General features: G+C 71.1%; 20 protein-coding genes and 1 pseudogene. 9 read left to right on the top strand and 12 right to left on the bottom strand.

Annotated elements, in window-relative coordinates; translation table 11 throughout:
- The first annotated feature begins 67 nt into the window (after positions 1-67).
- The gene (locus tag AQJ27_RS23360) at positions 68-994 is read left to right on the top strand and encodes a cyclase family protein (RefSeq protein ID WP_067372029.1); all 927 of its coding nucleotides are present in this window, start codon (positions 68-70) and stop codon (positions 992-994) included.
- Positions 995-1,389: 395 nt separating this feature from the next.
- Here AQJ27_RS23360 and AQJ27_RS23355 read toward each other — a convergent pair whose 3' ends face one another.
- The 4 genes from AQJ27_RS23355 to AQJ27_RS23340 form a co-directional block, all read right to left on the bottom strand.
- On the bottom strand, positions 1,390-1,872 hold the full coding sequence (locus AQJ27_RS23355; protein WP_079065178.1) for an ATP-binding protein: 483 nt from the start codon (positions 1,870-1,872) through the stop codon (positions 1,390-1,392).
- A gap of 476 nt (positions 1,873-2,348) precedes the next feature.
- Positions 2,349-3,278, bottom strand: a complete 930-nt coding sequence (locus tag AQJ27_RS23350) for an acyl-CoA dehydrogenase family protein (RefSeq protein ID WP_067372018.1) — start codon at positions 3,276-3,278, stop codon at positions 2,349-2,351.
- A gap of 10 nt (positions 3,279-3,288) precedes the next feature.
- Positions 3,289-4,443, bottom strand: a complete 1,155-nt coding sequence (locus AQJ27_RS23345) for an acyl-CoA dehydrogenase (protein ID WP_067372015.1) — start codon at positions 4,441-4,443, stop codon at positions 3,289-3,291.
- A 7-nt stretch (positions 4,444-4,450) separates the two neighbouring features.
- Complete coding sequence (locus AQJ27_RS23340; RefSeq protein WP_067372012.1) at positions 4,451-5,644, bottom strand: amidohydrolase family protein; 1,194 nt, start codon at positions 5,642-5,644, stop codon at positions 4,451-4,453.
- A 160-nt stretch (positions 5,645-5,804) separates the two neighbouring features.
- On the opposite strand from AQJ27_RS23340, the gene AQJ27_RS23335 reads away from it, so the two are divergent.
- A complete protein-coding gene (locus AQJ27_RS23335) occupies positions 5,805-7,346 on the top strand; it encodes a class I adenylate-forming enzyme family protein (protein ID WP_067372009.1) in 1,542 nt (513 codons plus the stop codon).
- A gap of 19 nt (positions 7,347-7,365) precedes the next feature.
- Here AQJ27_RS23335 and AQJ27_RS23330 read toward each other — a convergent pair whose 3' ends face one another.
- Complete coding sequence (locus AQJ27_RS23330; protein WP_067372006.1) at positions 7,366-7,878, bottom strand: EF-hand domain-containing protein; 513 nt, start codon at positions 7,876-7,878, stop codon at positions 7,366-7,368.
- 172 nt (positions 7,879-8,050) lie between these two features.
- The gene (locus AQJ27_RS23325; RefSeq protein WP_180293995.1) at positions 8,051-8,434 is read right to left on the bottom strand and encodes an STAS domain-containing protein; all 384 of its coding nucleotides are present in this window, start codon (positions 8,432-8,434) and stop codon (positions 8,051-8,053) included.
- Positions 8,435-8,829: 395 nt separating this feature from the next.
- Here AQJ27_RS23325 and AQJ27_RS23320 point away from each other — a divergent pair, with 395 nt between their 5' ends.
- Both AQJ27_RS23320 and AQJ27_RS23315 read left to right on the top strand, forming a co-directional pair.
- Entirely contained in the window at positions 8,830-9,411 is a 582-nt protein-coding gene (locus AQJ27_RS23320; protein WP_067372000.1) for a sigma-70 family RNA polymerase sigma factor, read from the top strand.
- A 203-nt stretch (positions 9,412-9,614) separates the two neighbouring features.
- Positions 9,615-10,921 (top strand): annotated as a pseudogene (locus AQJ27_RS23315) (maleylpyruvate isomerase N-terminal domain-containing protein).
- 64 nt (positions 10,922-10,985) lie between these two features.
- Here AQJ27_RS23315 and purU read toward each other — a convergent pair.
- A complete protein-coding gene (gene purU / locus AQJ27_RS23310; protein ID WP_067371997.1) occupies positions 10,986-11,867 on the bottom strand; it encodes a formyltetrahydrofolate deformylase in 882 nt (293 codons plus the stop codon).
- Positions 11,868-11,953: 86 nt separating this feature from the next.
- Positions 11,954-12,400, bottom strand: a complete 447-nt coding sequence (locus AQJ27_RS23305; RefSeq protein ID WP_067371995.1) for an SCO4402 family protein — start codon at positions 12,398-12,400, stop codon at positions 11,954-11,956.
- Positions 12,401-12,571: 171 nt separating this feature from the next.
- On the opposite strand from AQJ27_RS23305, the gene AQJ27_RS23300 reads away from it, so the two are divergent.
- Positions 12,572-13,900 (top strand): ABC transporter substrate-binding protein, encoded by a 1,329-nt coding sequence (locus AQJ27_RS23300; protein ID WP_079065176.1) that lies wholly within the window; start codon positions 12,572-12,574, stop codon positions 13,898-13,900.
- Between the two features lie 42 nt (positions 13,901-13,942).
- Here the strand turns inward: AQJ27_RS23300 and AQJ27_RS23295 are convergent, their stop codons facing one another.
- Together AQJ27_RS23295 and AQJ27_RS23290 are read right to left on the bottom strand one after the other, a co-directional pair.
- Entirely contained in the window at positions 13,943-15,706 is a 1,764-nt protein-coding gene (locus AQJ27_RS23295; RefSeq protein WP_067371992.1) for a hypothetical protein, read from the bottom strand.
- A gap of 225 nt (positions 15,707-15,931) precedes the next feature.
- On the bottom strand, positions 15,932-17,317 hold the full coding sequence (locus tag AQJ27_RS23290) for an NsdA family TPR-like regulatory protein (protein ID WP_067371989.1): 1,386 nt from the start codon (positions 17,315-17,317) through the stop codon (positions 15,932-15,934).
- A gap of 298 nt (positions 17,318-17,615) precedes the next feature.
- Here AQJ27_RS23290 and AQJ27_RS23285 point away from each other — a divergent pair, with 298 nt between their 5' ends.
- The 3 genes from AQJ27_RS23285 (at position 17,616) to AQJ27_RS23275 (ending at position 20,796) form a co-directional block, all read left to right on the top strand.
- Positions 17,616-18,278 carry a bifunctional DNA primase/polymerase gene (locus tag AQJ27_RS23285; RefSeq protein WP_067371986.1) on the top strand — a complete coding sequence of 221 codons (663 nt, stop codon included), beginning with the start codon at positions 17,616-17,618 and terminating at the stop codon, positions 18,276-18,278.
- A 104-nt stretch (positions 18,279-18,382) separates the two neighbouring features.
- Positions 18,383-19,177 carry an ABC transporter ATP-binding protein gene (locus AQJ27_RS23280; protein ID WP_067371983.1) on the top strand — a complete coding sequence of 265 codons (795 nt, stop codon included), beginning with the start codon at positions 18,383-18,385 and terminating at the stop codon, positions 19,175-19,177.
- Positions 19,174-20,796, top strand: coding sequence for a transporter (locus tag AQJ27_RS23275; RefSeq protein WP_067371980.1), 1,623 nt, complete (start codon positions 19,174-19,176; stop codon positions 20,794-20,796). Before AQJ27_RS23280 ends, AQJ27_RS23275 begins: the two co-directional genes overlap by 4 nt.
- A 186-nt stretch (positions 20,797-20,982) precedes the next feature.
- Here AQJ27_RS23275 and AQJ27_RS23270 read toward each other — a convergent pair whose 3' ends face one another.
- The gene (locus AQJ27_RS23270; RefSeq protein WP_067371977.1) at positions 20,983-21,858 is read right to left on the bottom strand and encodes an alpha/beta fold hydrolase; all 876 of its coding nucleotides are present in this window, start codon (positions 21,856-21,858) and stop codon (positions 20,983-20,985) included.
- 989 nt (positions 21,859-22,847) lie between these two features.
- Positions 22,848-23,540 carry an iron-dependent transcriptional repressor DtxR gene (locus AQJ27_RS23265; protein ID WP_054235646.1) on the bottom strand — a complete coding sequence of 231 codons (693 nt, stop codon included), beginning with the start codon at positions 23,538-23,540 and terminating at the stop codon, positions 22,848-22,850.
- Between the two features lie 275 nt (positions 23,541-23,815).
- Between AQJ27_RS23265 and AQJ27_RS23260 the strand changes: the two genes are divergently transcribed.
- Entirely contained in the window at positions 23,816-24,571 is a 756-nt protein-coding gene (locus tag AQJ27_RS23260) for an SIS domain-containing protein (protein ID WP_067371967.1), read from the top strand.
- The last annotated feature ends 244 nt before the right edge of the window (positions 24,572-24,815 follow it).

The raw sequence follows: 24,815 nt of genomic DNA, 5'->3' as shown, positions 1-24,815 counted from the left end.
GTTAGATTCGGTCTCCTCGGATTCTACGACCCGTCAGATACCCGGAGACAAGCCCCGCGGAGGACTCATGTCACTTCCGGTCGAGTTCCACGACATCGCCAAGCGCGTGAACAACTGGGGGCGTTGGGGCGCCGACGACGAGATCGGGACCCTGAACCTGATCACCGACGAGGTGGTACGGGAGGCCGTCGCCTGCGTCCGCACGGGGCGGCGCGTTCCGCTCGCGCTCCCTCTCCAGCAGGACGGGGTGCAGACCGGGATGATCCCCGGGCGGATCAATCCGCTGCACGTCATGGTGCAGATCAACCAGGAGATCTTCGGTCCGGGCACGGTCGCGTGCAGCGACGACGCCGTGACCCTGGGGCTCCAGGCGGCGACCCACTGGGACGCGCTCACCCATGTCTCACACTCCGGGAAGCTCTACAACGGCCGCCCGGCCGGCACGATCACCCCGCACGGCGGCGCCGAGTTCAGCGGCATCGACAAGCCCCGGCACATCGTCTCGCGGGGCGTCCTGCTCGACATCCCGCGCGCGCGGGGCGTCGACCGCCTCGACGGCGGGCACGCCGTGACCCCCGAAGACCTGGACGCGGCGGAGGAGTTGGCGGGCACACGGGTGCGGTCCGGGGACATCGTGCTCGTGCGGACCGGGCAGATCCAGGTCTACCTGGCCGGCGACAAGCACGCGTACGGGTATCCGTCGCCCGGGCTGTCGATCCGTACGCCCGAGTGGTTCCACGCACGCGATGTAGCGGCTGTCGCGAACGACACTCTCACTTTTGAGATCTTTCCTCCCGAAATCGAGGACCTGTGGCTGCCCGTGCACGCGCTCGACCTGGTCGAGATGGGGATGTTGCAGGGCCAGAACTGGAATCTCGAAGAGTTGTCCACAGCCTGTGGACAAGAAAATCGCTACAGCTTCCTGCTGTCCGCGATGCCGGAACCCTTCGTGGGCGGCACGGGTACCCCCGTGGCGCCGGTGGCCATCCTCTGAGGGGGGAAAGGGTCGGCTGGCGGCGCGCCACTGCGCGCCCCGAGCACGGCATCGCGCGCCGCCATCCGATTCCGGCGTACTCGCCCTGCTCCCTCTGGCCCTGTAGGGACCGACGCCGAATCACGACCCGCACTCGCCGAGGGCTCCCGTCACCGAAACCCTCGTCGTCCCCTCGCGGCGAATCGCTGAACACAAGCGTGATCAAACGGACACGCCACGTCAACACCCGATCGGGGAATTATCGCTTACGCACCCTTTGCGAAGGCGCGCACGGAAGCACATCCCGGCGCACTCGGCCCCGACCCGGGCCGCGGAAACGGAACGCGTGCACAGATGCACGAACCGTGCTCCCGCACCGGAGACACCAGAGGTACGGGAGCGAGTGCGGACGCGGACTAGACCGCCTCGTACGCCTCGTACGCGAAGTCCTCATAGGAGGAAGCCGCGTACGCGACCCCCGCCCGGGCGCCCTGCGTACAGCGGTCGACCTCGCACCAGATGCTCTTGCCGGCGCCCTCGGGGTTCCAGCCCCAGCGGTCCGCCAGACCGTCGACCAGCTCCAGGCCGCGGCCGTTGGTCTCGTCGCCCTCGGCGTGCCGGGGTACCGGGGGGCGGGCGCTGGAGTCGGCCACCTCCAAGCGGACGGTGCCGATGGACTCTCCGAGGACACCCGGCACGGACAGCCGCAGCACGGCCGGACAGCCGGTGTGCACCACGGCGTTGGTGACGAGTTCGGAGACGAGCAGGATCAGCGTCTCGGCGAGCGGTTCATCGACCGCTATCCCGGACCCGGCGAGCCGCGAACGGGCCCACCTCCGAGCTCGCCCCACCTCCGCGGGGTCGGGCCGGATCTCCAGCTGCACTTGAAGCACCTGCACCGCTCACACCATCCGAACCGGCGGACACATCGCCTCGCGCCTCACGAGGGCCACGATCGTGGCCATGACCTGCATGACCAGAACCAGGATCACGGAACGTGATTCCCTTGAGAGACAGCATGGTTGACGTACAGTCACCCCAACAAGCGCTTCGGGCATATTCCAGCGCGAAGGAGTACGCGTGCGGCATACTGTGCGACGCTCGCCACGGGGAGTCGAACAGGCAGTCGCGGGGGTCCGCACTGCCTTGCGAGCGGCGAGCATCGCCGGATCCGGCGCGGCCTCAGAGGCAACACCGGGATCGCTCGATCTCGGAACCACTCGCATCTCACACAAGGTACCCGAGCCCGCCGCCGACTCCAGGCCGTGACAAGTCACGCGTAGGACACAACCCGATATCAACGCTCCGTAATTCCGGTATGCCACGATCCGCGACATTCATTGCACCCCTTTCCGGAGCGTGCCTGCACAGAGCCCTATCGGCCCACTCCGGACACCAGGTCGGCCGCCAACAACTCCTCACTCTCCGTAGCCGATCCCGTACGTTGAGTCCGTGTCCAAGCCCGCTTCAGACACAGGTGGACGTCGGACTCCCAGGTGAAGCCCATGCCGCCGTGCACCTGGAGGCAGTCGCGGGCGCCGCGCACGGCGGCCTCGTCGGCGAGCAGCCGGGCCGCCGCGATGTCCACGGGGTCGGCCGTGACGGCGGCGGCGTAGACCGCGGCGCGCGCCAGTTCCACCCGCACCAGCATCTGCGCGCACAGGTGCTTGACCGCCTGGAAGGCCCCGATCGGCTGCCCGAACTGCTCGCGGGTCCGGGCGTGTTGCACGGCCGTCTCGCAGGCGCGGGCGGCGGTGCCGAGCTGTTCGGCCGCCGTGAAGAGCGAGGTGAGGGGAGCCGTGGGGAGTGCGCCGGTGGAACCCATGGGGCGTACGTCGGCGAGACCGGCTCCGCCGGATACGGGTACCCGGTGCAGCGGCGTCAGTGGGTCCACCGACCTCAGCGGCTCGGCGCCGGTCGCCTCCCCCCGTACGACGTCCGCCTCGGCCAGCCACTCCACCAGGCCGCCGCCGTCGACGGCCGTCACCACCGTCTCTCCGGTGGCGGCCCCGTCCACCACGCCCGCCGCGAGATGCGTGGCGATCAGCGGGCCGGGCAGCAGGACCCGTCCCGCCTCCTCGAAGGCGAGCACCGCTTCCGGGAGGCCGAGTCCGACGCCGCCTTCCGCCTCGGGCAGGCGCAGCGCGAAGAACCCCGCCTCGCCGAGCTCACGCCACAGGGCCCGGTCGAGCCTCGGCCCCTCGTCCACGGCGGCGCGCAGCCGTTCCCGGCCGAACCGCGCCGCGAGCAGCTCGCGCACGCCCGCCTTCAAGGCTCGCTGGTCGTCCGTGAGTTGGAAGTCCACGGGGAAGTACTCACCGTCCCTTCGGCAGGCCCAGGATGCGCTCGGCCACGATGTTGTGCTGGATCTGCGAGGTGCCGGCCGCGATGGTGTACGACAGGGAGCTGAGCCGGTCGAGGGTCCACTCCCTGCCCAGGTCCAGCGCCTCGGGCCCGAGAACCTCGGCGGCGGCGTCGTACAGCTCCTGCCGCGCGTGGGAGTACCTCAGTTTGAAAACCGAACCGCCGACTCCCGGCACTCCCCCGTTCCTCTGTGCCTCGCTCACGTTCCACTGCGTGAGCCGCCACAGTGCGCGGAACTCGGCGTTGAGCCCGCCCAGCCGCCGTCGGAGCGCCGGATCGTCCCAGCGGCCGTTCTTCCGGGCCTCGCGCGCGACCTCCCCCAGCACCCTTCGGCAGGCGACGACCTCGCCCACGAAGGCGGTACCGCGCTCGTACGACAGGGTCACCATGGTCACGCGCCAGCCGTCGTTCTCGGCGCCGACCCGGTGCGTGACGGGCACCCGCACCTCGTCGAGGAAGACCTCCGCGAACTCGGTCGAGCCCGCGAGGGTGCGCAGTGGCCGGACGGTGATCCCGGGCGCGTCCATCGGCATCGCGAGCCACGAGATCCCGCGGTGTTTCGGGGCCGCCGGGTCGGTCCTGACCAGCAGCTCGCACCAGTCGGCGACCTCGGCGTGGGAGGTCCAGATCTTGGACCCGCTCACTACGTAGTCGTCGCCGTCCCGCCACGCGCGGGTGCGCAGTGCCGCGAGGTCCGAGCCGGCGTCCGGTTCGCTGAACCCCTGGCACCAGACCTCCTCGCCGCGCAGCACGGGCGGCAGCCAGCGCGCCCGCTGTGCGGGGGTCCCTTCGGAGGCGATGGTCGGCCCGGCGTGCAGCAGTCCGACGAAATTGGCCCCTACGTAGGGGGCGCCCGCCTTTTCCGTCTCCTCCAGGTAGATGAGGTGCTGGGTCGGCGTGGCGCCCCGGCCCCCGGCGTCGACGGGCCAGTGCAGCCCGGCGTACCCGGCGTCGTACAGCATCCGCTGCCACCCGAGGTCGTACGCCCGCCGGCCCGGCCAGTCGTCCGGGGACGGTTTCGGGGGCAGCGACGGGAGCACCTCGGCGAGCCACTCCCGCAGCCGGGCGCGGAACTCCTCCTCCTCGGGGGTGTACGTGAGGTCCATGGGCCCGCTACTTGTCGAGGTCCAGGTCGAGCATGCGGATGGCGTTCCCGCGCATCAGCTTGTGGACGGTCTCGTCGTCGAGGCCCTTCACATGGTCGAGGGCGACCTCCTTGGTGTGCGGGAAGGTCGAGTCGACGTGCGGGTAGTCGGTCTCGAAGGTCGCGTTGTCCCGTCCCACGACGTCCAGCGAGGCGACGCCGTGCTTGTCGCGGAAGAAGCAGCAGAAGATCTGCCGGTAGTAGTACGTCGAGGGCGGCTCCGGGATGAGGTCCCGGACGCCACCCCAGGCGCGGTGCTCCTGCCAGACGTCGTCGGCGCGCTCCAGGGCGTACGGGATCCAGCCCATCTGCCCCTCCGAGTAGGCGAGTTTGAGGCGTGGGAACTTCACCAGCACCCCGCTGAAGAGGAAGTCCATCATCGAGGCCATCGCGTTGTTGAAGGACAGCGAGGCCTGTACGGCGGGCGGCGCGTCCGGGGACGCGGCGGGCATCTGCGACGAGGAACCGATGTGCATGTTCACGACCGTCCCCGTCTCCTGGCAGACCGCGAAGAACGGATCCCAGTAGCCGGAGTGGATGGAGGGCAGGCCGAGGTGGGTGGGGATCTCGGAGAAGGTCACCGCCTTCACTCCGCGCGCGGCGTTGCGCCGGATCTCCGCGACCGCCAGTTCGATGTCCCACAGCGGGATGAGGCACAGCGGGATCAGCCGGCCGCCGCTGTCGCCGCACCACTCCTCGACCATCCAGTCGTTGTACGCGCGCACGCAGGCCAGGGCCACTTCCTTGTCGTGCGCCTCGGCGAACGTCTGCCCGCAGAAGCGGGGGAAGGTCGGGAAGCAGAGGCTTCCCTCGACGTGGTTGAGGTCCATGTCCTTGAGCCGCTCGACGGGGTCCCAGCAGCCGCGTCGCATCTCCGCGCGCGTGATGCCCTCCAGGGTCATCTCGTCGCGGTCGAAGCCGACGGCGGCGATGTTGCGCTTGTACGGGAACTTGAGGTCCTCGTAGATCCACCAGTCGGTGGGCGGGCCGTCCGGGTCCATGGTGATCTGGTACTTGCCGCCGACGTAGGCGAGTTCACCGATGCCGGCCGTGAGGGGCTTGGGTCCCCGGTCCTGGTACTTCTTCGGCAGCCAGGTCTCGAAGAGGTGCGCGGGCTCGATCACATGGTCGTCGACGCTGATGATGCGGGGCAGTTCGGTCATGGTTCCCCTCCGCCTGGCGTACCTATCTGATGGGTCGTCAGATTCTCACTTCTCCAGCAGGCTAGTCCCGCACCCCTGGACCGACAAGGCGCCGAGCCCTACGCTCTGCCCACGATCTGACTGTCCGTCAGTTCCATCACGGTCACAGGGGGCCGCCGCCGTGAACGACACCGCCCACGCACTGAGCGCATCCCGCACCCTCTGGGAACTGGTCGCCCGCCGGGCCGACCTCACCCCCGACCGCCCGGTCCTCCTCCAGGGCGACCGCACCCTGAGCTTCGGCGAGTTGCGCGACCGCGCCGAGCGGGTGGCGGCGGGCCTGTACGACATGGGCGTACGCCCCGGCACGGTGGTCGCCTGGCAGCTGCCCACCCGTATCGAGACCGCCCTGCTGTCCTTCGCCCTGGCCCGCCTCGGCGCCGTGCAGTCCCCGGTGATCCCCTTCTACCGCGACCGCGAGGTCGGCTTCGCGCTCAGGGAGTCCAAGGCCGAGTACTTCGCCGTACCGGGCGAGTGGCGCGGGTTCGACCACACGGCGATGGCGCGGCGGCTCGGTGCGAAGGGTGTCTTCGAGGCGTACGACGTGCTGCCGGACGGCGATCCCGCCGTGCTGCCCGCTCCGCCCGCCGAGGGCACCTCGGTCCGCTGGATCTACTGGACCTCGGGGACGACGTCCGACCCCAAGGGGGTCCTCCACACGGACCGTTCACTGATCGCGGGCGGGTCGTGTCTCGCCCACGCGCTGCGGCTGTCGGCCTCCGACGTGGGCTCGATGGCCTTCCCGTACGCGCACATCGCCGGGCCCGACTACACGGTGATGCTGCTGCTGTACGGCTTCCCCGCGGTGATGTTCGAGCACTTCGCGCTGCCGGAGGCGCTGGCGGAGTACCGGCGGCACGGGGTGACGGTGGCGGGCGGTTCGACGGCGTTCTACTCGATGTTCCTCGCCGAGCAGCGCAAACGGCCCGCCGAGCCGGTCGTCCCCACGCTGCGGCTGCTGGCGGGCGGGGGCGCGCCGAAGCCGCCCGAGGTCTACCACTCCGTCGTACGGGAGATGGGCGTGCAGCTCACCCACGGGTACGGGATGACCGAGGTCCCGATGATCACGATGGGGGCGCCGGACGACACGGCCGAGAACCTCGCGACGACGGAGGGCAGGCCGCCGGAGGGCATGGAGATACGGATCGTGGACGGCGAGGTACGGCTGCGTGGGGAGGCCGTCTGCCAGGGGTATCTGGACCCGGCGCAGTCCGCCGAGGCCTTCGACGAGGACGGGTTCCTGATCACCGGTGATGTCGGACATCTGACGGAGAGCGGGCACCTCGTCCTCACCGGGCGCCTGAAGGACGTCATCATCCGCAAGGGCGAGAACATCTCGGCGAAGGAGATCGAGGACCTGCTGCACCGGCACCCGGCCGTCGGCGACGTCGCGGTGATCGGCCTCCCGGACGCCGACCGCGGCGAGCGGGTCTGCGCCGTGGTCGAACAGCCCCCGGGCGCCGGCGAACTGACGCTCGCCGTCGTGGTCTCGTACCTGCGCGAGGAAGGACTCTCCGTCCACAAACTCCCCGAGCAGCTGGAGGTGGTGGACGCCCTCCCCCGCAACGAGACGCTCCGGAAGGTGCTCAAGTACAAGCTCCGGGAGCGGTTTTCGGAGCGTGCCGGAGGTGCCGGGGCCGTAGGGCCGGACCCGGCACCGTGAAGACAACTGCGGAGCAGGCCTACTCCGGCACCGTGAAGTAGCGGGCGAACGAGGTGACGACCTCCGTTTCGCCGATCCGGCCGTCGGCGTCGGTGTCGAGCGCGGCGGCCGCCAGGGCTGCGACGCCGTCGGGCACGCCCAGGGCCCTGAGTACGCGGACGGCCTCCTCGACCGTGGCCGCGCCGTCCCCGTCCGTGTCCGCGACGGCGAGGGCCGCGTGCAGGAAGGGCCGGGCGATCTCCCCGAAGCGGCCGGGATTGTCGCGCAACCGCTTCACGGCGCCGTTCACGAACTCTTCCCGGGTGATGCGCTGATCGCCGTCACGATCCGCTATCCCCGCCATGCCCTGCCAGAACGCCTCCGCGCCGACGTACAGGGCCTGACCCTTGTCCGACCGTGCCGCCGTATCGAACTCGGCGAGAACCGCCTTCGTCGCGGCGTTGAAGTCCTCCCGGTCGATGTAGCCGTTGCCGTCCTGGTCGAAGCCGGCGAAGCGGGCGGCAATCCTGCGCTCGTACTCGGTACTGACCATGGTCTTCTCGGACCGCCTTACAACTCAGCCGGACTCTCAGCCGGACTGCGGTTTCATCTGGCACGGAGCGTACGACGCCCGGGCAACCGGGGGTGCGGGAAAACGACGGTTGTGCCAAGACCGAGGGAATTCCCGGACAACTGTATGGCGCGGACAACTGTGTGGCGCGGGCTCACGCCGACAGCGGGCTCGACTCCTCGTCGACGGCCGAGACGACGTCCGGATAGACGTCGAAGAGGCGGCGCACACCGAGAGCCCCGAGCACGCGGTTGACGTGGGAGCCGTCGGACGCGCCCTGGGCCGGCAGGATCAGCCGCAGGCGCCCCTGGCAGGAGCGGACCAGGCGGCGGGTCGCGATGAGGACGCCGACGCCGCTGGAGTCGCAGAAGAGGACCTCGGAGAGGTCCAGGACCAGACTGTGGCGACCCTCCGCCACCGCCTCGTGCACCCGTCGGCGCAGCACCGGAGACGTCACGAGATCCATCTCGCCCGACACCCGGAGCACGGCCCACTCACCCCACTCGCCCCACTCGTCGTCGGTCACCTTGAGCGTCACCACAACGCCTCCCGCTCGCCTCGCCCGCCGAAAAACGGAAGCACTTCTTACGCTTCCTTTCAGCGCGGCTGCCCCACCGTCGTTCCATGAAACACCGGTGAGCGATCGATGAAACGTCGGTCTACGGTCGAAAATGCTGGACGACCGAGCCGTTTCGGTCGTCTAGTGGTCACGTACGGTCTAGTTCGATCGAATCCAAGGGGGGAAGCGATGGGCTTCTACCATCCGTACGCCGTCCAGGGGCGCACATTGACGTAAAGGGGCGTGCGCTGTCGGACGTGCCGACTACATTCGAGACAGCGATGCACACAGGCTGGACGGGGACGCCGGCCGCCGACAGGTACGGACAGGGACGCAGGGACAGGCGCCGGGCAGGAGCAGAGTGAGGGGGCCGCATGGCGACGAAGGACGCACCGCCCCGCTGGGACCGCAAGATGCAGCAGCGGCTCGCACGCGGGGAGGCGGCCGCGCTCGGTGAGCTCTACGACCGGTTCGCCTCGCTCGTGCACGGCCTCGCGCACCGCGTGCTCGGCGACGAACGGGCCGCCGACAACATCACCCGCGAGGTGTTCGCCCACGTCTGGCAGAGCCCCGAGTCCTACGACCCCAAGCAGGGGCCCCTGCGTTCCTGGATCGCCACGCTGACCCACCGGCTCGCCGTGCAGCGGCTGCGCGCCACCGAGACCGCCGCGCTCGCCCTGGACTGCGGCGGCACCACCGAGGAGTTGGAACGCAAGGTGCGCAGCGCCTCCGTCGCAGCCCGCGCGGACTACATCGTCACGTCCATGCCGACCCCACTGCGGGCCGCCCTGGAGCTGGCGTACTTCCAGCGCCGCGACTACCGCCAGGCCGCCGCCGACCTCGGCGTCACCGAGGACGAGGCCCGCCGCCGGCTCCGCCTCGGCCTGCAACTGCTGTCCACCGCCCACGACGCCGGGCTCTCCGGCACGCCGCCCGAATACGGAGGTGCGCGGTGAGCGGAGGAGCGGACCGGTTCGAGTCCTTCGACGAGCCCTTCGACGAGCCTTTCGACAGGCCTCTGGACGAACACGAGGAGCACAAGGAGCGCGAAGAGCACGAAGAGCACGAGGCGAAGGAGCAGGGCGGTGAGGGGGACGGCGGGGACGGAGGCGGGCGCGCGCAGGAGGCGGCCGACCGGAGTTCCGGCGGACCCCGAGACATCGACGGCGGTCATGGTGACGGCCCTGCCGGAGGCGGGGGCGGCGGTGGCGGCGGCGGTGGGTTCAGCGGTCCCGCCGGACCCGCGGGGCCGGGGCAGCCGCCGCGCATCCCCATGCCGCGTTCCTCCGTCGAGGACACCGGACTGCCGCTGCCGGAACCCGCGCCGCTCGTCCTGGAACACCGGGTGCTGAAGTCGCTGCTCGGCGCGTGGGCGCTGGCCGCCTGCTCGGCGCAGGAGACGGCGGCGGTCGAGGAGCACCTCGGGGAGTGCGGTGCGTGCGCGGACGAGGCGCTGCGGCTGCGCGGGGCGGTCGGGCTGCTGCACCCGCCGGAGAGCCTCGATCTCGACCCGACGCTGCGCACCCGGGTCCTGGAGGGCTGCCTGGACCGGCGTCCGGCGCGTATCCCGGTGCCCGAGTGGGCGGCGCCCTACGACGCGGAGGCCGCGCGGCTCGACGCGCTGTTGCAGGACATAGGGGACGCGGAGTGGCACGCGCCGGTGCGGTTGCGCTGGTTCGAGGGCGACGGGCCCGTGAGCCGGCGTACGACCGTGGCCGGGGTCATCGCGCATCTGCTCTCCGTGGACGGGCTGGTGGGGGTCGCACTGGGCCTGGAGGACCCGCTCGGCGGCGCGACGGCCGAGAGGACCGAGGCGCGCAGGGGGCGGCGGGCGCCCCGACCCCTTCGCAGCGCACCGAGGCGTACTGGCGTGCCTCGCACTTCCCGCCCACCCGGGCCGTGCGCGCGCCCTGGCGGGAGCAGAGCCACCACATCGTGCGGACGGTGTCGTTCGCGGGCGGAGGTTCCGGGCGGCTCGCCGTGTCGTACGGCGGTTTCGCACTGCCGCTCAGCGACTCGATGCTGGATCGCGCCTTCGAGTGCTGGGTGCACGCGGGGGACATCGCGGACGCCGTGGACTACCCGTACGAGCCGCCCGCGCCACGTCATCTGCACCGGATGATCGACCTGGCGGCGCGGATGCTGCCCGTGTCGCTCGCCGAGCGGCGGCGGGCGGGGCTGTCGGCTCCGGCGCCCCGCAGGCTCGTCGCCGCCGGGGCGCCCGGGCGCAGCCTGCGTCTGGAGATCGAGGGCTCCGGCGGGGGCGAGTGGCTGATCCCGCTCGACTCCCCGGCGAGCGTCGCCTCCGCCGAGCACGAGGTCGCGCATGTCGCGCTGGACGGGGTGGAGTTCTGCCGGCTGGCGGCGGGGCATGTGTCGCCGGAAGAAGCGGCGGCGGGTCAGGTGGGCGACCGCGAGGCCATCAGAGACGTACTCTTCGCCGCCGCGTCCCTGAGCCGGATGTAGGCCGCCCCCCGTCCGCCCGCAGCCGACACGATCCCCGGGGGCGGGGGCGAAGCCTCCGCGTGTCCTACGCGAACACCACCGTGCGGCGGCCGTTCAGGAGGATCCGGCGTTCGGCGTGCCACTTCACCGCGCGCGCCAGCGCCTGGCACTCCACGTCCCGCCCGATGGCGACCAGCCCGTCGGGCGTCACGTCGTGGCCGACGCGCTCGACCTCCTGCTCGATGATCGGCCCCTCGTCGAGGTCGGCGGTGACGTAGTGCGCCGTGGCGCCGATCAGCTTCACACCGCGCGCATGCGCCTGGTGGTACGGCTTCGCGCCCTTGAAGCTCGGCAGGAAGGAGTGGTGGATGTTGATGATCCGGCCGCTGAGCTGCTTGCACAGCTCGTCCGAGAGCACCTGCATGTAGCGGGCCAGCACGACCAGTTCGACCCCTTCGGAGCGGACCAGTTCGAGCAGTTGCGCCTCGGCCTGCTCCTTCGTGTCCCTCGTCACCGGAATGTGGTGGAAGGGGACGTCGTACGAGGCCACGAGCTCGGCGAAGTCCGTGTGGTTGGAGACCACGGCCGCGATGTCGACGCGCAGCGCGCCGGTCCGCGCGCGGAAGAGCAGGTCGTTCAGACAGTGGCCGAACTTGCTGACCATCAGCACGACCCGCATCTTGTCCTCGGCCCGGTTGAGCTGCCAGTCCATGTGGAAGGAGTCACCGATCGCCGCGAAACTCGCGCGCAGCTTGTCCACGGTCACCGGCGCCTCCGCCGAGAAGTGGACGCGCATGAAGAACAGTCCCGTGTCGTGGTCGCCGAACTGCTGGCTGTCCTCGATGTTGCAGCCGGTCATGAAGAGGTAGCTCGACACGGCGTGCACGATTCCCTGCTTGTCCGGGCAGGAGAGCGTCAGGACATACTGTTCGGCGAGCGCGGCGGCGCCGGTGGACTGATCGTTCATGCAGGACAGGGTCCCATACGAGGCACCGCGAGGGACGAACCGTCCCGCCACGCGGACGCCGCACCGGGCGTCCCGCCGCGCGGACGCTACGCCGACCGCGTCAGGATCCGCAGGACCTCCAGCGTCCGCGGCTGAGCGTCCGGATCCTCGCCGTCGCTCACCGCGAGACGTACGTGCGCGTCGCGCGCCGCCCGCAGTGCCTCCGGCCACCCCTGGTGGTCGAGGTAGGCGGAGACGGGTGCGTCGGGCCCGACCTGGTGCATGATCCGCAGGACGCGGAGCACGGCGGTGTCGACGAGGGCCGCCTCCTGGGAGTCCCGGAAGATCGTGCCGACGTACTTCTCGGCGGACCAGCTGTCCAGCCAGGTGTCCTCGACCAGGCGGTACACGGCGTCGGTGACGTCCCCGTACCCGTCGATCCCGGCGAGCCAGACGTCACGTTGGAAGGTGGGGTCGGAGAGCATGTGCAGCGCGGAGCGCACATTGCTGCGCCAGCGCCACCAGGGCATGTCGTTCAGTGGCATGCCGCCCATGGTGGGGGAGCGACGGCCGCGACGGGAAGAGTTCTCCGAACCTTGCACAGTCGACGATCGTACGTTCCCCGCAAAAATGCGATCATCGGCCCCCGCAATTCACCTCTGCGTCACCTCACGTTGACCGCTGGTCACACGAAGGTTAGTGATGTGACGGAATCGTGCGTGTCTATGACCGGTAGGCGACGCACCAGCACCACCCCACCCGTCCGCCCCCAGCGGACCGGGTCCAGAGTCTCGACGAAGGTCAAGGCCAGAGCACTCATTGCGGGCGCGGTGGTGGCGTGTGCGTCGATCGCTGTCGGATGCGGGGTCGTCCCCGGTATCACGGGGGGCTCCGGGGACGACCCCATCACCGTCATGACATGGGCACCGCAGGACACCCCCGCGACCAACAAGCCCGGCATGCCCGCCATGGCCGAGGCCTACGCGCGCTGGATCAACGCGAACGGTGGCATCAACGGCCACAAGCTCAAGGTCCTGACCTGCAACGACCACAACGACACCGTGTACGCGGCGAAGTGCGCCCGGCGCGCGGCCGACGAGAACGTGGTCGCGGTCGTCGGCTCCTACAGCCAGCACGGCCGTTCCTTCCTGGCCCCGCTGGAGGCCGCCGGCATCCCGTACATCGGCGGCTACGGCGTCACCGACGACGAGTTCTCGAGCCCGCTCTCCTATCCGATCAACGGCGGCGAGCCCGCCCTGCTGGCCGGTCTCGGGGAGCAGCTCGGCAAGAAGTGCGGCCCGGTGGCGCTCGTGCGCCCCGACACCGTCGCGGGCGACCAGCTCCCGGTGCTGCTCAACGCCGGCCTGAAGGCGGAAGGCCACGCGGCCGGCACCGACCAGCGGGCCGCCGAGGACGCGACCGAGTACTCGAGGCAGACCGAGCTCGCGCTCGGCCGCGCGAGTTCGGACCCGCTGAAGCAGGGCTGTGTGGTGTCCGCGCTCGGGGACCGTACGGAGACCTTCATGGACTCGTTCCGGCGCGACCGCCAGGACTATCCGAAGGTCGGCACGGGCACGGTGCTGGGCAGCCTCGACCAGTCCCTGATCGATTCCACCGGCGGCCAGTCGAGCCCGTACGAGGGCGCGCACGTCACCGGCTGGTACCCGGTGGCGAGCGACAAGCGCTGGGACCAGATGCGCAAGGTGATCAAGGAGCAGGCCTTCGGCGACAACCGGATCGACCCCGCGGACGCCGGCGTGCAGACCACCTGGATCGCGTACAACGTGCTCAAGTCGGTCGTCGAGTCACTGGGCGACAGCCCGATCACCTCGCTCGCGATCCGGCACGCCCTCGACAACGGCCTCAAGGTGACCACCGGCCGGCTCACCCCGACCCTCAGCTGGCGCTACGAGGACCTGATCGCGGCCGTCGACTTCCCGCGCCTGGTCAACGCCCACGTCACCTTCCAGGTCGTACGCAAGGGGCAGCTGGCCTCGGAGCGCAACGGGTTCATCGACGTGTCGAGGACGCTGGAGACCGCGGACTCGAACTGAGACGCGGGCTCGGACCGGTCGGCGGCCGACCGGTCCGACCGGTCACAGCTGGGTCGTCGTGCGCCGCGTCAGTCCGTACGTCGAGGCGATCGAGTTCCACAACCTGGCGGCCTTCGCCTTCTGCGCGCTCGCGGTGCCGCTGGCCTGATTGGCCGCCGCGGTCTGACCGGTGGTGCGGGCGTGGCCCTTCTTGCAGCCCTTCTTGCCCTTGACCTGGTCGGCCCAGGCCGCGTAGTGGTTGTCGGCCGACGCGGAGGCCTGCCAGGCGCTGTTCAGCGCGGCGGTCAGCTGGGCGTTGTTCGGAAGCTTGTCGACCGAGAGACCACCGAGCCTGGTCACCAGTTCGGACCGCTGCTTGGCCGCGTCGCGCAGGTCACTGGCCGCCTGGTCCAGGTTGTTGCACGCCTTCACGTTCTCCACGGCGCTGATCACCGAGTCGCGGCTGTTGTTGCTGTCCGCGAGGAGCTTGTCCAGCGCGACGGCCTGCGCCTTGGCCGGGTCGGCCCCCGCCGACGACGAGCCGTCCGTGGCCCCGGCCGTCGCCGACACGTTCTTGCTGCTGTCGTCCTTGCCGCTGTCGCTGCCTCCGCCGCCACCGCTGAGCAGGGCGCCGGCGCCGATACCGAGCACGACGATGCCGATACCGACGGCCGCGATCAGCGGGACACGCGAGCGGTTCCGTCCACCGCGGCCACCGCCGTCGTCGTCGGCCGCGCCGCGCCGGGTGGCGGCCCGCCCGCCCGGCGCTCCGGGCATCCCCGGGGCCTGCGCGGCATACGGGGCGTGCGGAGTGTGGGGGGCGTGCGGGGCAGGAGCCTCGAACCGCGGCAGCTGCTGCGTGGACGCGGGCCCCTCCGACGCGCTCGGCGCACTGCGGAACAGGTTGTCGAACTCCGCGGGCGGCTGCCGGTCCTCCGGCCCGCCCGGACGTATCCCGTACTGCGCCGCACCATGCTCGGCGGGCACGGGGGCGATGTACTGCGTGGCCTCGGCGTCGGGGTGCGCGGCCGGAGGCAGCGGCCCCGAGGACACCTCGGGCGGCAGCGCACCCGGGCCCACCGGCGGGATGTACTGCGTGGCGCCCTCGTCGGGCATGGCGGGGACGGGCGGCAGGAACTGGGTCGCGCCCTCGGCCGCGGCCGGAACCGGCGGGATGTACTGCGTGGCGCCCTCGTCCACGGCGGGCGGCAACGCCCCGGGAACCGCGGGGGGCAGCGCGGCGGCGTGCGCGCCCTGCGGCTGCTGCTGGGGTACGGCACCGCCCTGGTGGCCGCCGTACGCCGGATCCTGTCGGCCGCCGTAGGAGGAAGTCTCCTGACCGCCGTACGACGGCAGCTGCTGGTCCCCGTACGGTCGCTGCTCCCCGTACGACGGCGGCTGGGTGCCCTCGGCCGGCAGCGGGCCACCGGGGGCCTGCTGAGCCGGGAAACCCTGCTGCTGGGCCGGGGCGGCGCCCCAGCCCTGCGCCGGCTGCTCGGGCGCGGCCCAGGTCTGCGTGGACGGGTCGTGACCGCCCCAGTCCGGGGTGGGGGCGCCGGACGGGGACGGCTCGGAGCCACTCCACGTCTGGGTGCCGTTCACGGGCGCCCCCCAGCCCTCGGACGGCTGCGGGGCCGGTGCCGCCGACGGGTCCGGTCCCCACGGCTGGTCCCAGGTCTGACCGCCCGCCGGGACCGCCGGGGCCGCCGGAACGGCCCGGTCGCCCGTCATGCCCGGCAACAGCGGTTCGCCGCCGTCGGAGGGCAGCACGATGCCTTCGCGCGCCGTGCGCGCCGAGGGCTGCTCGCCCTGTCCACTCTGCGTCACCGGGACTCCTACTAATGGGGGACCTTCGGAATCGTCGGCTCACGCTACCGGGTCCCCACGCGCCCGTGCCACGCAGCACAGGGCGTTACCCCCGCCCCCTGTGACCGGGGTAACGAATACGCCCCACCGTGCGCTGTATCTGACTCCTCCCACTCCAAGCGCCATCGTTGGCCCGGCGTTCACGCCCGTGCACACCGCGTGTTCACCGGCGCGCACACGATCCACTCACGCCGCCGCCTGCAACTCCAGCCGCGCCCCGAACTCCCGCACCACCGCCTCGTCCCGGTACGGCTCCAGGCGCTGCTGGAAGTCGTCCAGGTACTCGGCGCCGCGGTTGGAGCGGAGCGTGCCGAGGAGCTCGACCGCGCGCAGACCCGTGTGGCACGCCTGTTCCACCTCGCGCTGCTGGACCTGCGCGGTGGCCAGCAGGACGTAACCGATGGCCCGGCGGCGGGCCCGCGACTCCGGATGCCCGGCGAGGGACTCCTCCGCGCAGCGCGCGGCGGCCTCCGCCTGACCCAGGTCACGGTGGCAGTGCGCCAACTCGTCGGCGAGATAGGCCTCGTCGAAGTGCGCGATCCACGTCGGGTCGTCCCCCGAGGCCGCGTCGGCGCCCTCGAGCGCGGTGACCGCACGCCCGGACGCCACCTGAGCGGCGCGCGCGTCGCCCATCAGGGCGTGCCCGCGCGCCTCCGCGGCGTGGAACATCGACTCCGCGCGCGGTGTCACCCGCCCCCGCGCCCCCTCCTGCGCCGCGCGCGCCAACTGCGCGATCTCACGCGGGTTGCCGAGCTGCGCCGCCAGGTGGCTCATGGAGGCGGCCAGCACGTACCCGCCGTATCCCCGGTCCCCGGCCGCCTGGGCGAGCCGCAGCGCCTGGATGTAGTACCGCTGGGCGAGGCCCGGTTGACCGGTGTCGATGGCCATGTAGCCCGCGAGTTCCGTCAACCGCGAGACCGCCGAGAAGAGTTCGCGTCCGACGCCCTCCCGGTACGAACCCGCGAGCAGCCCGGAGACCACGCTGTTGAGGTAGTGCACGACGACCGGGCGCACATGCCCGCTGCCGTACTGGTGGTCCAGGTCCGTGAGCGCCTGGGTCATCGCGCGGACCGCCGCCACGTCCGAGAGCCCGACCCGTGGACCCGCCGCACGCGCCACCTGCGAGTCCGGTGCGGAGATCAGCCAGTCGCGGCTCGGCTCGACGAGCGCGGAGGCGGCGACGGACGAGCCGGACAGGAAGTCCCTGCGCCCGACGTCACTGCGCCACAGCTCACACACCTGCTCGATGGCACCGAGGACGGTCGGCGAGAACTGCAACCCCACGCCCGACGCGAGGTTCTTGCCGTTGGCCATGCCGATCTCGTCGATCGTGACCGTACGGCCCAGCTTGCGGCCGAGCGCCTCGGCGATGATCGCGGGAGCGCGCCCCCTCGGCTGCTGACCGCGCAGCCAGCGCGCCACCGAGGTCTTGTCGTAGCGCAGATCGAGTCCGTGCTCGGCGCCGCACATGTTGACCCGGCGGGCCAGGCCGGCGTTGGAACAGCCCGCTTCCTGGATGAGCGCCTGCAGCCGTTCGTTCGGCTGCCTGGCGACGAGAGGCCTTGCGGCCATGGCGTACCCCCTGTGGCTGCGGTGCCTGCCCACGCACCGAGTTGACGTGTCCTCATCGGCCAACCACAGCGAAGGAAGTCGGCCATGAAGATCAATGCCCCGCCGACATACCGAAGATGCGAGACATGTGAGGATTGCCGGGGTAAAGGCGGCCGCCTCGACCCCACCCCTGGTTACCCACGACCCGCTGTCGTTCCCCCTGCGCGCCCCCACCCGTGCATCCATGCGCCCCACACGCGGGAACGATGCCCCTCCCCCGCGCACGGGACCCCCGTAACCCCCTGTGGCGACTAGAGTTGTGTTCATCGTGGAAGAGACCATCGCGGGGCCCGAGGCCGTCCAAATCCCGAAGCAACGTGGCGAATCACTGCTCGACACCGCCGTGCGATATGCCGAAGAACGCCATTGGGACGTGTTCCCGGGCACGTGGCTGGAGGCCGTCGACGGGATGCAACGCTGCTCCTGCGGTGAGGCCACCTGCCCCACGCCGGGCGCGCACGCGGCGCGCGAGGACTGGGCCACGCAGGCGACGGGCAGTGCGACCGTCGCGCGCCGGATGTGGTCGAAGCAGCCGAACGCGTCGATCCTGCTGCCCACCGGGCGTACGTTCGATGCGATCGACGTGCCGGAGACGGCCGGGTTTCTCGCCCTCGCCCGCATGGAGCGGATGGAGCTGACGCTGGGGCCGGTGACATGCACGCCGGACCGGCGCATGCACTTCTTCGTCCTGCCCGGCGCGGCGGTGAAGGTCCCCGACCTGGTACGCCGACTGGGCTGGCCGCCCGCCTCCCTCGACCTGGTCACCCTGGGCGAAGGCTCGTACGTGGCGGCTCCGCCCACCCGGTTCGGTTCGCGGGGTGCGGTGCAGTGGGCCTGCCGGCCGACGCCGGCGAACCGGTGGCTGCCGGACGCGGAGGAATTGATCTCGCCGCTCGCCTATGCGTGCGGACGGGATCGCTGACGCTGGTCTGCGCGTATTCGTCTGCGGGTTCGTTGTGGCTGGTCGCGCAGTTCCCCGCGCCCCCGAAAACCCAAAAACAGGGCGCTTCCCCTTAGGGTGCTCGTATGGCCGAGGGAGCAGGGGGCAGTGCGCCCGCCGTACGTGTGCAAGGGCTCTGGAAGCGGTTCGGGGAGCAGGTCGCCGTCGCCGGGATCGACCTGGAGTTGCCCGCGGGGCGGTTCATCGGGCTCGTAGGGCCCAACGGCGCGGGCAAGACGACCACCCTCTCGATGGTGACCGGGCTGCTCAGGCCCGACCAGGGCGGCGTCGAGGTGGTCGGCCATGACGTCTGGCGCGACCCGGCGGCGGTGAAGGCCCGGATCGGCATACTCCCCGAGGGCCTGCGGCTCTTCGAACGGCTCTCCGGGCGTGAGCTCCTCGCCTACACCGGCCGGTTGCGCGGCCTGCCCGGCGCCGAGGTCGACAAGCGCACCACCCAGCTCCTCGACGTCCTCGACCTCGCGGGCGCCCAGCACAAACTCGTCGTCGACTACTCGACGGGCATGCGCAAGAAGATCGGCCTCGCCGCCGCTCTCCTCCACAACCCCGAGGTCCTCTTCCTCGACGAGCCGTTCGAGGGCGTCGACCCCGTCTCCGCGCAGACCATCCGCGGCGTCCTGGAGCGCTACACAGCATCGGGCGCCACGGTCGTCTTCTCCTCCCACGTCATGGAACTCGTCGAATCGCTGTGCGACTGGGTGGCCGTCATGGTCGCGGGGCGCATCCGCGCGCACGGGCCGCTCGCGGAGGTCCGCGGCGACGCGCCCTCCCTCCAGCAGGCGTTCCTGGAACTGGTCGGCGCACAGGGTCGCGACCGCGGGTCCGACCTGGACTGGCTGGGCGGCGGGGCGATGCGATGAGCACGAGCACCTCCGGAGTCTCCTCCGAGGCCTCGATCACCCCCGTCGTCGTACGGCTGAAGCTGTCGCTGCTGCGCAACGGGCTGCGGCAGTCGGCCGGGCGGCGGGCCGCGTACATCACCTCGGTCGTCGTCGTCCTCCTCTTCGCCGCCCTCCAACTGCTCGGCCTCATCGCCCTGCGCGGCAACGCGCACGCCGCGTCCGTCACCGTCCTGCTGATCGCGGTCATGGCGCTCGGCTGGGCCGTGATGCCGCTGTTCTTCCCCAGCGGCGACGAGACCCTCGACCCGACCCGGCTCGTCATGCTGCCGTTGCGACCGGACCCGCTGGTCCGGGCGCTGCTCGTGGCCTCGCTTGTCGGTATCGGACCGCTGTTCACCCTGTGCCTGCTGGTCGGTTCCGTGATCTCCGTGGCGCACGGCACGGCGGCGTACGTCACCGGTGTCGTGGCCGTGCCGCTCGCGCTGCTCGTCTGTGTGGCCCTCGCGCGGGCCGTCGCCGCCGCCAACATCCGGCTGCTGTCCAGCCGCAAGGGCCGCGACCTGGCCGTACTGAGCGGCCTCGTCATCGCGATCGGCGCGCAGCTCGTCAACTTCGGCGCACAGCGACTCGGTTCGGCGGGCGGACTGTCCCGGCTCGACCCGGCGGCGGACGTGCTGCGCTGGGTGCCGCCCGGGTCGGCGATCGGCGCGGTGGACTCGATGAGCAGGGGCTCGTACGGGGTGGGGGTCGCCCAACTCGTCCTGAGCGTGGCGGCGCTGGTCGGGCTGCTGGCGCTCTGGTCGAGGCACCTGACCCAGCTGATGACCTCCCCGGACGGGTCGACGTTGCAGGCGGGCGAAAGTGCGGCGCGGGAGCGGATCCCGACGGGCGGGCTGCGCCGGCTGCTGCCCTCGGGGCGCACCGGGACCGTGATGGAGCGCAGCCTGCGGTACGTGTGGCGCGACCCGAAGACGAAGGCCGCGTGGGTGACCTCGTTGGCGATCGGGCTGATCGTGCCTGTGTTCAACGCCCTCCAGGGCACCGGCTCGATCTACTTCGCGTGCTTCGCGGCCGGGATGCTCGGCATCCAGATGTACAACCAGTTCGGTCAGGACACCTCCGCGTTCTGGATGGTCGCGATGACCATCGCGTCCCCGCACGACGCGTACGTCGAACTGCGCGGGCGTGCGCTGGCGCTGCTGGTCATCACCCTGCCGTACGCGACCCTCGTGACCGTGCTGACGACGGCGATGCTCGACGACTGGTCCAAGCTGCCCGAGGTGCTCGGCCTGTCCTTCGCGCTGCTCGGAGCGATGCTGGCCACCGGCGCCTGGTCCTCGGCCCGCTTCCCGTACTCGATCCCGCAGGAGGGCTACAAGAACGTGGCCCCCGGGCAGGCGGGCCTCGCCTGGATCGCCATCTTCGGCGGAATGGTCTCGGCGGCGCTGCTGACCGCTCCCGTCATCGCCCTCACGATCTGGCTGAACGTGACGGCGGACGGGGACCGGTGGAGCTGGCTGCTGCTGCCGCTGGGGGCCGGATACGGGGCGCTGATCACGGCGTTCGGGCTGCGGATGGCGGCGCCGCGGACGGCCCGGCGGCTGCCGGAGATCCTGGCGGCGGTCAGCAAGGGCTGAGCCGACGGGGAGGCCGATGAGGAGGCCGCCGGGAAGGGCGACGGGGAGGGCGAGCTGCCCGGTCGGCGCCCCGCGGCCCAGGCCCGGTCCAAACGACGGGCCCTAGGTCCTGTCCGGCGGATCAGGTCGGAGGGAAGCTACGGTGCCTCATAAGCCCCGCGTCTCCCGCATGATCCGCCGGAGGCCCTAGCGGTCCTGGCCGGTGAGTACACCGTCGAGGAAGGGCTCGATCGCGGCGCGCCACGCCTCCGGCTGGTCGTAGTGCACGAGGTGACCGGCGTCGGCCACCTCCGCGTACTGGCCGTGCGGCAGGACGCGGACCATCTCCTGGGCCTCGGCCCGGCCGAGCTCGCCGTCCAGGCCCCGTACGACCAGTGCGGGGCACTGGACCTGGGCGAGCTCCTCCCAGTGGGCGTCGTACACCCAGGTCTGGCGGGACTTGAGCATCTGCTCGGGTTCGAAGACCGGGCGCCAGCCGTCGGCGGACTCGTGCATCACCTCGGCGTAGAACTCACCGCGCGACGGGTTCGGGCGCTCCACCCAGGGATCGTCCTCGCCGAACCACTTCCGTACGTCGGCGAGCGTGGCGAAGGGCACGGGCCAGGCCTTGAACCAGTCCTCCCACTCACGCTGCGACGCGGCCCCTAACGCCGAGGCCCGCATGTCGCAGATGATCAGCCCGCGGACGAGGTCGGGACGCTTGGCGGCGAGCTGCCAGCCGGTCAGCGCGCCCATCGCGTGGCCGATGAGGACGGTCGGGGCGAGACCCAGCTGCTCGAGAGCGGCCTCGGCGTCCTCGACGTACGCCTCCCGCGTGTACTGCCCCTCCGGCGCCTTGTCGCTCTGGCCGTGGCCGCGCTGGTCGAGGGCGACCGCTCGGTGCCGCTCGGAGAGCCAGCGGGCGGTGGACGCCCAGTGGGAGGCGCGGCCCATGAGGCCGTGCAGAAGCAGCACGCCGGGGGCCGGCGGGGTCCTGGGAGGGTCGGTCTTGGGAGGATCGGCGAACTCCCACGCAGCGAGGCGTAGGCCGCCCGCGCCCGTCACGTCGATGCGCCGCACCATAGGTCTGGCACCCCCCTAGCTCGCTCGGACCGCTCGCTCCCGCTCGAGTCGGCCGGTCCACTCGTACCGCTTCCTGCCGCGCTTGCTGCTGCTGTCGTGGCGCTTTCGTGCCGTTGAGTCTGCTGATGTGCTGCTCTACGTGTACCCGATTTGCCTGTGATACGCCGCCAGGTTATCGAATGAGTATTCGAAAATACTCCTCTCAGTGCCAACACCCCTCGTTCGAGTGACCACGCTCGGGGATTGACCGCCGCCGCCGAGGGGAGATCTTCAGCGGGAGGCGGACCGCTCGGGGACATCGGTCCGAAGGGGATGACCCTGGGAGCTCGGGGCTCCGGGTCAGCACAGGGGAGGACAGGCCCCGGCGCCGTAAGGTGCCGGGGCCCTCTCCACATCTACGGCACATCCTCCCCGCCCCCTCCCCAACCGTGCGACATCCCTCTTGGACACGGTCAAGAGCCCTCAGGTCATATGCCTCACGGGCCAGCCTCGCACGCAAACGGTCGCGGCGCTGCGATTCCGCACACTGAATCTTGGTTTCGGCCATGTAGCGAAAACATCACAACTGCCCCTGTGGTCGCGGGAGTTGACATGACCGAGGTGAGTCGACGGAGGTACGGGAAGGGGGTGGAGTGTTGGGTCACCGCGGGCGGACGACACGCTCCACGGCGAGCGACCTGCGCCATGGCGCCCACGCCTGCGCCCGGCGCATCGAACGGAGCGCCGAGTCGTCCCCGACGAGCGGCGGCGCTGCGCGCGAGCCGGAATCGCCACCGACGAGCGGCGGCGCTGCGCGCGGGCCGGATCGCCACCGACGGGCAGTGGGCCGACCGGGGGACGCCTGCCCACGACGGTCGGCGGGCGCCCGGAGGTCGACCCGGGGTTCGACGGATGCCGGACCCCGTGGCCCACCCCCGGGAGCTGCCCCTCGCGGGCTCAGGGCCGGGAAGCCCGCACCGGAGTGCGAGGCCTCCCACGATCACCGGATGTCAGCGCTTGGCGACGAACACGTGGGACGCGACGTCCGACTCCAGCTCCGCCGCCTCACCACCGCTGCCGACGAGCACGCCGCCCGCCGACTCCGTCACGCTCACCACGGAGCCGGGCTGCACACCCGCGCGCCGCAGCGTGTACATCAACTGCGCGTCCGTCTGGATGGGCTCGCCGATCCGGCGTACGACGACGGTCTTGCCGTCGAGACCGGGGTCGAGCTCGGCCAGCGACACCATGCTCTCGTCCAGGAACGGGTCGGCGCCGTCCTTCTCGCCGAGCTCCTCCAGTCCGGGGATCGGGTTGCCGTACGGCGACTCGGTCGGATGGCGCAGCAGCTCCAGCACGCGCCGCTCCACCGCCTCGCTCATCACGTGCTCCCAGCGACACGCCTCGGCGTGCACCTGCTCCCACTCCAGACCGATCACGTCGACGAGCAGGCACTCCGCGAGGCGGTGCTTGCGCATCACGCGGGTGGCGAGACGACGGCCCTCCTCGGTCAGCTCCAGGTGCCGGTCGGTGGCGACCGCCACCAGACCGTCGCGCTCCATGCGCGCCACCGTCTGGCTGACCGTCGGCCCGCTCTGGTCGAGCCGCTCCGCGATCCGGGCGCGCATGGGGACCACGCCTTCCTCCTCCAGCTCGAGGATGGTGCGGAGATACATCTCCGTGGTGTCGATCAGTCCGGACATACGTGCCCCTTGATTAGCTCTGCCGAAGGCTCGGTGGCTCACCGGCGTGTGCGCTGGCCCTGAACCCAATTCTGACGCATACCACTGACAAGCGTGCCTCGCCGTTGAAACCGCAGGGTTACGAGTGCCCCCGCGGACGCCCCACCGGGGGCCTCCGCGGCCACCTCCGCAGGCCGTATTGACAGCACACTGGTCCAGACCGCAACGTGATCCGCGACACGGAGCGTGACCCAGCGCCCACCCGACGCCGACGAGACTTCTAAGGGGCTTCGCCGATGAGCGACCGCAAGCTGGCCGGGCAGTTCTTCGACGCGGCGATCGGCCTGCTCCAGCGGGTGCGGGACGAGGACGCGGGAGACATCGAGGCGGCCGGCATCCTGATCGCCGACACCGTCGCGGACGGCGGCAGGCTCTTCGCCTTCGGCGCCGGGCACTCCTCGCTCGCCGCGCAGGACGTCGTCTACCGCGCGGGTGGCCTCGCCCTGATGAATTTGCTCGCCGTGCCGGGCGTGGTCGGTGTCGATGTCATGCCGGCGACGCTGGGCTCGGCCCTGGAGCGGGTCGACGGCCTCGCGAGCGCGGTCCTGGACTCCAGCCCGGTGCGCGCCGGCGACGTACTCGTGATCATCTCCCTGTCCGGCCGCAACGCGCTCCCGGTCGAGATGGCCATGAACGCGCGTGCCCTGGGCGTGAAGGTCATCGGCGTCACCTCGGTCGCCTACGCCTCGGAGACGAAGTCCCGGCACGTCTCGGGGACGTATCTGAAGGACCACTGCGACATCGTCCTCGACTCGAGGATCGCGGTCGGCGACGCGGAACTGACCCTGGAGACGATCGAGGCGCCCTTCGCTCCCGCCTCCACGGTGGTCACGACGGCCCTCCTCCAGGCCGTCATGGCCACGGCCGCGGGCGCGCTGGCCGACCGGGGCATCGAACCGCCCCTGCTCCGCTCGGGCAACGTCGACGGCGGCCACGAGTGGAACGGCCGGGTGATGACGGAGTACGGCGACCGGATCTTCTACCGCCGCTGAGGCGACGGGGATCTTTCAGCGGGACTGGGCCGACGGGGATCTTTCACCGCGGTTGGGCCGACCGGGATCTTTCAGCCCGGCTGGACCGACCGGGACCTTTCACCGTGACTGGGCCGATCGGGGCCTTTCACCGTGGCTGAGCCGATCGAGATCCTTCACCGTGATTGGGCCGACCGAGATCCCCCACGCCGCTGAGCCGACCCGGATCCTCGACCGACACTGGGCCGACCGAGACTCTCCACTC

The sequence above is a fragment of the Streptomyces olivochromogenes genome (genome assembly GCF_001514115.1).
GTDB classification, from domain to species: Bacteria; Actinomycetota; Actinomycetes; order Streptomycetales; family Streptomycetaceae; genus Streptomyces; species Streptomyces olivochromogenes.
The sequence above is the reverse complement of the archived record's forward strand: the minus strand, read 5'-3'. Positions and strand labels throughout refer to the sequence as shown.

What these genes read in the sequence shown, in the direction of transcription:
- AQJ27_RS23275 (WP_067371980.1), top strand. Translation starts at nt 19,174, where the DNA reads ATGAGCACGAGCACCTCCGGAGTCTCCTCCGAGGCCTCGATCACCCCC.
- AQJ27_RS23305 (WP_067371995.1), bottom strand. Translation starts at nt 12,400, where the DNA reads ATGGGCGGCATGCCACTGAACGACATGCCCTGGTGGCGCTGGCGCAGC.
- AQJ27_RS23265 (WP_054235646.1), bottom strand. Translation starts at nt 23,540, where the DNA reads ATGTCCGGACTGATCGACACCACGGAGATGTATCTCCGCACCATCCTC.
- AQJ27_RS23345 (WP_067372015.1), bottom strand. Translation starts at nt 4,443, where the DNA reads ATGGACCTCACGTACACCCCCGAGGAGGAGGAGTTCCGCGCCCGGCTG.
- purU (WP_067371997.1), bottom strand. Translation starts at nt 11,867, where the DNA reads ATGAACGATCAGTCCACCGGCGCCGCCGCGCTCGCCGAACAGTATGTC.
- AQJ27_RS23360 (WP_067372029.1), top strand. Translation starts at nt 68, where the DNA reads ATGTCACTTCCGGTCGAGTTCCACGACATCGCCAAGCGCGTGAACAAC.
- AQJ27_RS23300 (WP_079065176.1), top strand. Translation starts at nt 12,572, where the DNA reads ATGACCGGTAGGCGACGCACCAGCACCACCCCACCCGTCCGCCCCCAG.
- AQJ27_RS23340 (WP_067372012.1), bottom strand. Translation starts at nt 5,644, where the DNA reads ATGACCGAACTGCCCCGCATCATCAGCGTCGACGACCATGTGATCGAG.
- AQJ27_RS23280 (WP_067371983.1), top strand. Translation starts at nt 18,383, where the DNA reads ATGGCCGAGGGAGCAGGGGGCAGTGCGCCCGCCGTACGTGTGCAAGGG.
- AQJ27_RS23330 (WP_067372006.1), bottom strand. Translation starts at nt 7,878, where the DNA reads ATGGTCAGTACCGAGTACGAGCGCAGGATTGCCGCCCGCTTCGCCGGC.
- AQJ27_RS23320 (WP_067372000.1), top strand. Translation starts at nt 8,830, where the DNA reads ATGGCGACGAAGGACGCACCGCCCCGCTGGGACCGCAAGATGCAGCAG.
- AQJ27_RS23270 (WP_067371977.1), bottom strand. Translation starts at nt 21,858, where the DNA reads ATGGTGCGGCGCATCGACGTGACGGGCGCGGGCGGCCTACGCCTCGCT.
- AQJ27_RS23260 (WP_067371967.1), top strand. Translation starts at nt 23,816, where the DNA reads ATGAGCGACCGCAAGCTGGCCGGGCAGTTCTTCGACGCGGCGATCGGC.
- AQJ27_RS23290 (WP_067371989.1), bottom strand. Translation starts at nt 17,317, where the DNA reads ATGGCCGCAAGGCCTCTCGTCGCCAGGCAGCCGAACGAACGGCTGCAG.